At 49.5% G+C, this 6,000-nt stretch carries 6 protein-coding genes; 3 read left to right on the forward strand and 3 right to left on the reverse strand.

From position 1 onward, the window contains the following. Positions 1-731: 731 nt before the first annotated feature. Positions 732-965, reverse strand: coding sequence for a hypothetical protein (locus M3090_RS13375; protein WP_249057108.1), 234 nt, complete (start codon positions 963-965; stop codon positions 732-734). Between the two features lie 61 nt (positions 966-1,026). Here M3090_RS13375 and M3090_RS13380 point away from each other — a divergent pair, with 61 nt between their 5' ends. After that, positions 1,027-1,698, forward strand: coding sequence for a hypothetical protein (locus M3090_RS13380; RefSeq protein ID WP_249057111.1), 672 nt, complete (start codon positions 1,027-1,029; stop codon positions 1,696-1,698). A 16-nt stretch (positions 1,699-1,714) separates the two neighbouring features. Here the strand turns inward: M3090_RS13380 and M3090_RS13385 are convergent, their stop codons facing one another. Continuing rightward, a complete protein-coding gene (locus M3090_RS13385) occupies positions 1,715-2,428 on the reverse strand; it encodes a DUF3592 domain-containing protein (RefSeq protein ID WP_087251583.1) in 714 nt (237 codons plus the stop codon). Positions 2,429-2,665: 237 nt separating this feature from the next. Here M3090_RS13385 and M3090_RS13390 point away from each other — a divergent pair, with 237 nt between their 5' ends. Next, the gene (locus M3090_RS13390) at positions 2,666-4,366 is read left to right on the forward strand and encodes a DUF3592 domain-containing protein (protein ID WP_249057113.1); all 1,701 of its coding nucleotides are present in this window, start codon (positions 2,666-2,668) and stop codon (positions 4,364-4,366) included. Between the two features lie 18 nt (positions 4,367-4,384). On the opposite strand, the gene M3090_RS13395 is transcribed toward M3090_RS13390, so the two are convergent. Next, on the reverse strand, positions 4,385-5,098 hold the full coding sequence (locus M3090_RS13395; RefSeq protein WP_249057115.1) for a DUF3592 domain-containing protein: 714 nt from the start codon (positions 5,096-5,098) through the stop codon (positions 4,385-4,387). Between the two features lie 238 nt (positions 5,099-5,336). On the opposite strand from M3090_RS13395, the gene M3090_RS13400 reads away from it, so the two are divergent. Continuing rightward, the coding region (locus M3090_RS13400; protein ID WP_249057117.1) for an RNA polymerase sigma factor at positions 5,337-6,000 on the forward strand (664 nt) is incomplete at its 3' end.

A 6,000-nucleotide genomic window follows, 5' to 3' on the forward strand; every position in this document is an offset into this window, starting at 1 on the left:
TGTTTTGCATGCAATCTGTTGGGTTATCCGGCTTTGCCCAATGGTGTGTATGGAACGGATTTATGTCTGTTTATGCCCGGAGAATGTGATTGCAGAAAAGGACGGATTTTGAGGTATAAAAACGGCATGGGCAGCATACGGACACAGGGAGTGTGTCGTACACCGATCGAAGATGTAAAGCGTAACCTTCTGCAACCTGCTGGATTGCAACCACTTACCAGAGCATAGGGGGGGGGTAATAGCTGGCAGCGAATATGCAAGTTATTTGTCTTAAAGATGCTTAAATATGCAGGGAAAGGCCGGAAAAAGTGCACGATAAAGCTTCCCGCCACGGACGGGCAGGACAATATACCTTGTAAATAAGATGTATTCGCCTTTATCGCCATGCTTTTAGTCTTTAATTGGGTTGTTTCAGAATCAAACAACTGATTTGTGGGGACAAAGATAGGAATAATTCTTGTAGATGAGGAGGATACGAAGGAAAATCTCATTGGAGGAAAACAAAAAAATGCCGGTGTATTGCAAAAGTTACCCGGACGCACCAAGCGATACAAGTCGCGGCCATACGGACAAGGCTGAAGCCCGTTTATCCACCACTGAAAAAAAACTTCGGACGGTGTGATGTTTCCCAACCGTCCGAAGCGCCATTACTCTCAATATGCCTTATTTATACAGGGCTTTGCCCAAATCTTCCAGCCCGGCTTCTCCAGACAGGCCGGGACAGGTTTGCTTCAAAGTCCGATGTAGCCCCGCGGCGGAACTCGAAAGCCACCCCTGCCCAATCGGGACAGATAAGCGTCAAACTCCGCCACATTGTCCTTGAACAACGGTTGTTCCATAGTAACGAGCGCATTCTTGCCCTCGACGATGTAGCTTGCATCACCCAACGCATCGTTGGTATAATAAACATGCAGTTTGAAATGACCGAGGTCATGCACCTCGAAACGTCCTTTTGTCTGTGACATAGCTGTGATTGTTAAAAGATTGAATAAAATAAATAATACCTTTTTCATTGTTTCTGTCTTAATGGAAAAGCTGTTGAAAGGGTTTGCGCCACGCACGGGTCTTTGCATCCTTTCCCCGGTATTGAAAGACACGATGCAGATAGAAGGCGGAGGATATTGGCCGCTGCTCACCTTGAGAGGTGCCTGCGCGACAGCTGCCGCTGAAATCCGCCTGAAAGCGTCGGGCATGAATCCGGATACCTTGAGGGTGAACAAGACGATGTTCTTTTACAAAGCCATAGAGGCGGTGTCCGATGAAGACACCCTCGCCACGGATGCGATGGCACGGATAGCCGGCGGCATAGGGTGTTTCGGAGAGTTGTATGCCTCCGTCGGGATACATGGCTTCAAGCTTGCATCGGCACGCAACACGCCCCTCAACCAGGCCACGCCCCTTGACATGGCTTCGTTGCTGGGCAGGCTGATGCGTTACAAAGACCACCTGTTCCGGGAGCACCCTGACATCTATGAAACGCAGGACTATCTGGAGCAGAGTTTGGAGAACAAAGGTTGGCCTACTACCGATTACACCTTAGCCTGCGCAGAGGTAGGAGGACGGCGTGTGCTGAACGTCATTGCTTCGGTGGGCGGCCACCTGCTGGTTGTCTTTATGGAAGGAACGGATGTATCCGAAGAAACGCTGATGAAGAAGGCGGGCGAGCTGATACAGGTTGCCAAGGATAATTTGCCTTAAACACGTCTTCCCGTTCTCATCCCACCACACTGTCAACATCCACATAATAATTGGAAGGATTATTGCGGTCAACATAGACACGCACCTTCCTTTGGGGATCTATCTCGTAACTCTCATACCAGAAAGAACCGCTGTGAAACAGGTATATACGCCCGTCGGATGCCACATAACGGCAACTCACGATGATGGGATGCCGTCCGTTCATGCTTTGGTTGTCATCTTCACGGATGCCTGTTATCTCCGCCTCCACTGTATCGCCGGTAGCAAGCAGGCGGGCTATTTTCTGCCGGTGTTTCCGCCTTACCAGAATAAAAGCCAGTCCCATACCGGCAAACACGAACGCCATGGCCATCAATAGGCCGATTATCCAATTGTTATCATCCAGATAACGCACCTCTTGGGGATTGCCATTGCGATAATAGACAGTAATCTGCTTGCCCGGATGCATGGACGATGAAGACAGATTGAGCGTGGAAGTATAGGTCTTTCCGCCGACTGTGTATTCCACCACCGGTGTGCCCAGCGATTCGTGATTTGCCCCACGCATGGCCAGGATAACTGCCTGCACAGGTGTAGCTTCTGCTTTGAATGTGTGACCGCTGGTATAGATGAAGATACAGACGGTAAACAGGATGATGCCCACCAGCACAAATATTCCGCCGAAAATGCGAACAAATGCCTTGTCTTTTTTCTTGCCCCGGACCAGTGCTTTTTCTTTGTTGTAACGCATAATTGTAAAAGGGTCGTTTAATGAAATATCAACTTCTTATATCATTAAAGGATTGCTTCCTATATGTAATTCGTAGCGGACGGGGCGAGTGTTACCCGATTTTGCGTTAATAAACATTAAACGGGAAAATTTTATTCCCGGCCGTCCGCTTTTGAGGGCTTCAAACAATTACACAGATTCGTAACCGAAACGAAACATCCATTCGTTACATTCGCTCCCCAAATAACTGATAGCGGTATGAGGAACGATACAGACATACGGAAAGAGGCGTACCGGCGAATCTTAAAGCGGGAATTGTGCTGGTGGCTGGTTGCCATAGCGGGTGGATTGCTGCTTGCCGGAGTGTTCAGCGGGTCGGGAATAGTAAATCTTTTCCTGCATGGCTTCCAAGGCATCGGGAGTTGCTGGGCGGGTATAATCTGTCTGGTGGTGACAGGCTACATCGCCTATTCCCTGCTGGGCATCCTGAGGGAGAAGCGGAAGCTGATAGGGCATGGCATCCAGGCCGAAGCCGTCGTCACGGCCATCCAGAAAGAGATAGATGTCGAGGAAGGCGGAGAGGCTTTCGTGGCAGTCTATGAATTCACCCTGCCCGGCGGTCGGAAATGGAAGGTTAAGGAACAGCTCAACGGCTCGCAGGCGGGGCTGTTGGGACTGATTGAGGTGGGAAGCCGCGTGCCCGTTTTCGTGGACCGCGACCATCCGTACAAGTTCTACTTATATACGCACCTCCTTGTCCGCCAATTCTATGAGGAGGACAAGACGTTTGTCAACAGCTTGGAAAAACTAAAGAGGCAGGGCACAAACGTGGGAAACATTGGCGAAGCGATACTCAGACACCAGGAAAGGGGGCAACGGGTGTTCCGTAGCCGTCGCAAATGGAGGTGGCTTCCATCGGCTATCGTTGCTTTTGTCATGGTCTTAGTAACAGCATTCGGCTACATAATATACAACAGGTTTGAGGCTTACGTGCTGGTTTCCGATCTGAACCTCCCGCCCGGTTTCAGCTACTACAATGCTTATGCCACGGAATTGCACGAATACCTCCCCGGAAATAACAGATGGAGTTATACCGACGAGGACGGATATGAAGACTGGACGTCTTCCTGGCGCTTTACCGACAAATGCAAACGTCCCATGTTTGTGGTGTGGGGCACACAGGGATTGACACACACAAGGACGACCAGCATGCTGATGATTCCAGAAAGCTATCGCGACAGGCTGGATGAGTTCATCTACGACATGAACGCCGACCTGAAACCAAAGCTGCAAAAGCTGTTGAAAGGGTTTGCGCCACGCACGGGCCTTTGCATCCTTTCCCCGGTATTGAAAGACACGATGCAGATAGAGGGCGGAGGATATTGGCCGCTGCTCACCTTGGGAGGTGCCTGCGCGACAGCTGCCGCTGAAATCCGCCTGAAAGCGTCGGGCGTGAATCCGGATACCTTGAGGGTAGACAAGACAACAATGTTCTACTACGCAACTATAGAAGCAGTGTCCGACAGAGACACCCTTGCTACGGATGCAGTGACACGGATAGCCGGCGGCGTGGAACGTTTCGGAGTGTTGTATGCCTCCGTCGGAATACAAGGATTCAGACTGACATCAGCACGCAGCACACCCCTCAACCAGGCCACGCCCTTTGCCATGGCTTCGTTGCTGGGCAGGCTGATGCGTTACAAGGACCACCTGTTCCGGGAGCACCCTGACATCTATGAAACGCAGGACTACCTGGAGCTGACGCTGAAAGACAAGAGATGGATTACCTACTACACCTTAGCCTGCGCAGAGGCAGGAGGACGGCGTGTGCTGAACGTTTTTGCTTTGGTGGGCGACTATCTCTTGGTTATCTTTATGGAAGGAGCGGATGTATCCGAAGAAACGCTGATGAAGAAAGCGGGCGAACTGATGCTGGTTGCCAAGGATAATTTGCCTTAAACACGTTTTTTTCCGTTCTCATCCCACCACACTGTCAACATCCACATAATAATTGGAAGGATTATTGCGGTCAACATAGACACGCACCTTTCTTTTGGGATCTATCTCGTAACTCTCATACCAGAAAGAACCGCTGTGAAACAGGTATATCCGCCCGTCGGATGCCACATAACGGCAACTCACGATGATGGGATGCCGTCCGTTCATGCTTTGGTTGTCATCTTCACGGATGCCTGTTATCTCCGCTTCCACTGTATCGCCGGTAGCAAGCAAGCGGGCTATTTTCTGCCGGTGTTTCCGCCTTACCAGAATAAAAGCCAGTCCCATATCGGCAAACACGAACGCCATGGCCATCAATAGGCCGATAATCCAGTTGTTATCATCCAGATAACGCACCTCTTGGGGATTGCCATTGCGGTAATAGACTGTAATCTGCTTGCCCGGATGCATGGACGATGAAGACAGATTGAGCGTGGAAGTATAGGTCTTTCCGCCGACTGTGTATTCCACCACCGGTGTGCCCAGCGATTCGTGATTTGCCCCACGCATGGCCAGGATAACAGCCTGCACAGGTGTAGCTTCTGCTTTGAATGTGTGACCGCTGGTATAGATGAAGATACAGACGGTAAACAGGATGATGCCCACCAGCACAAATATTCCGCCGAAGATGCGGACAAATGCCTTGTCTTTTTTCTTGCCCCGGACCAGTGCTTTTTCTTTGTTGTAACGCATAATTGTAAAAGGGCCGTTTAATGAAATATCAACTTCTTATATCATTAAAGGATTGCTTCCTATATGTAATTCGTAGCGGACGGGGCGAGTGTTACCCGATTTTGCGTTGAAAAGGCTTAATGCGATACTTTTTAGGTCTTTCCCTATGAATTTTACCTTTTATTATAAATGTTACTGGCACGTAACACGAGTGTCACACTGTATGGCTAATTTTGCATCGTCCAAAAATATAAATATTATGGATGTTTCGGCTTTAGGACAAGATAAGGAAGAAGATGATTTCCAACTGCTTTCTGCCATTGCGGAAAACATGGATACGGCAGCATTCACACGTCTTTACGGCAAGTATGCTAAGTGGGCTTTCGGGCTATTCTATTCGCGGACGGGCAGTAAGGAGGCCGCATCCGAACTGTCACAAAACCTGTGGATGTACGTATGGGACAATGCGGGGAAAATCATCGGGAACCATGACGAAAAACGGCATACAATAAAAGGTTTGCTTTATGCCGTCATAGCCAAACGCATATTGGATTTCTACCGGATGGTGGAGAGTTGCCATAACATTGTGTCGTTGGACGACGAGGAAATATGGCGCATGGTGGTGAACATCGCGGATAATAACCCGACGGTATTCTCCAAACTGGATGTGGAAGCCATCCATACGATTACCGATGAAGTGCTTGAAAGGTTCGGTGAACTGAACAAAAAGGTCTTCGTCAGTATGAAGAATGGATATACAGCCAAAGAGGTGGCTGACATGTACGGATTTACGGAAGCCACCGTCAGGAAAAAAGTGTGCGTGATGACAAAGGAAGTACGTCTGAAACTGTGTGAGGCCGGATATGTGTCCGCCTGGAAAAGCCACGCGACTTTGACCCTTTTGGCCAAACAGGATTTGCCCA

It is taken from the genome of Bacteroides sp. ET71 (assembly GCF_023336905.1).
Classification (GTDB): domain Bacteria; phylum Bacteroidota; class Bacteroidia; order Bacteroidales; family Bacteroidaceae; genus Bacteroides.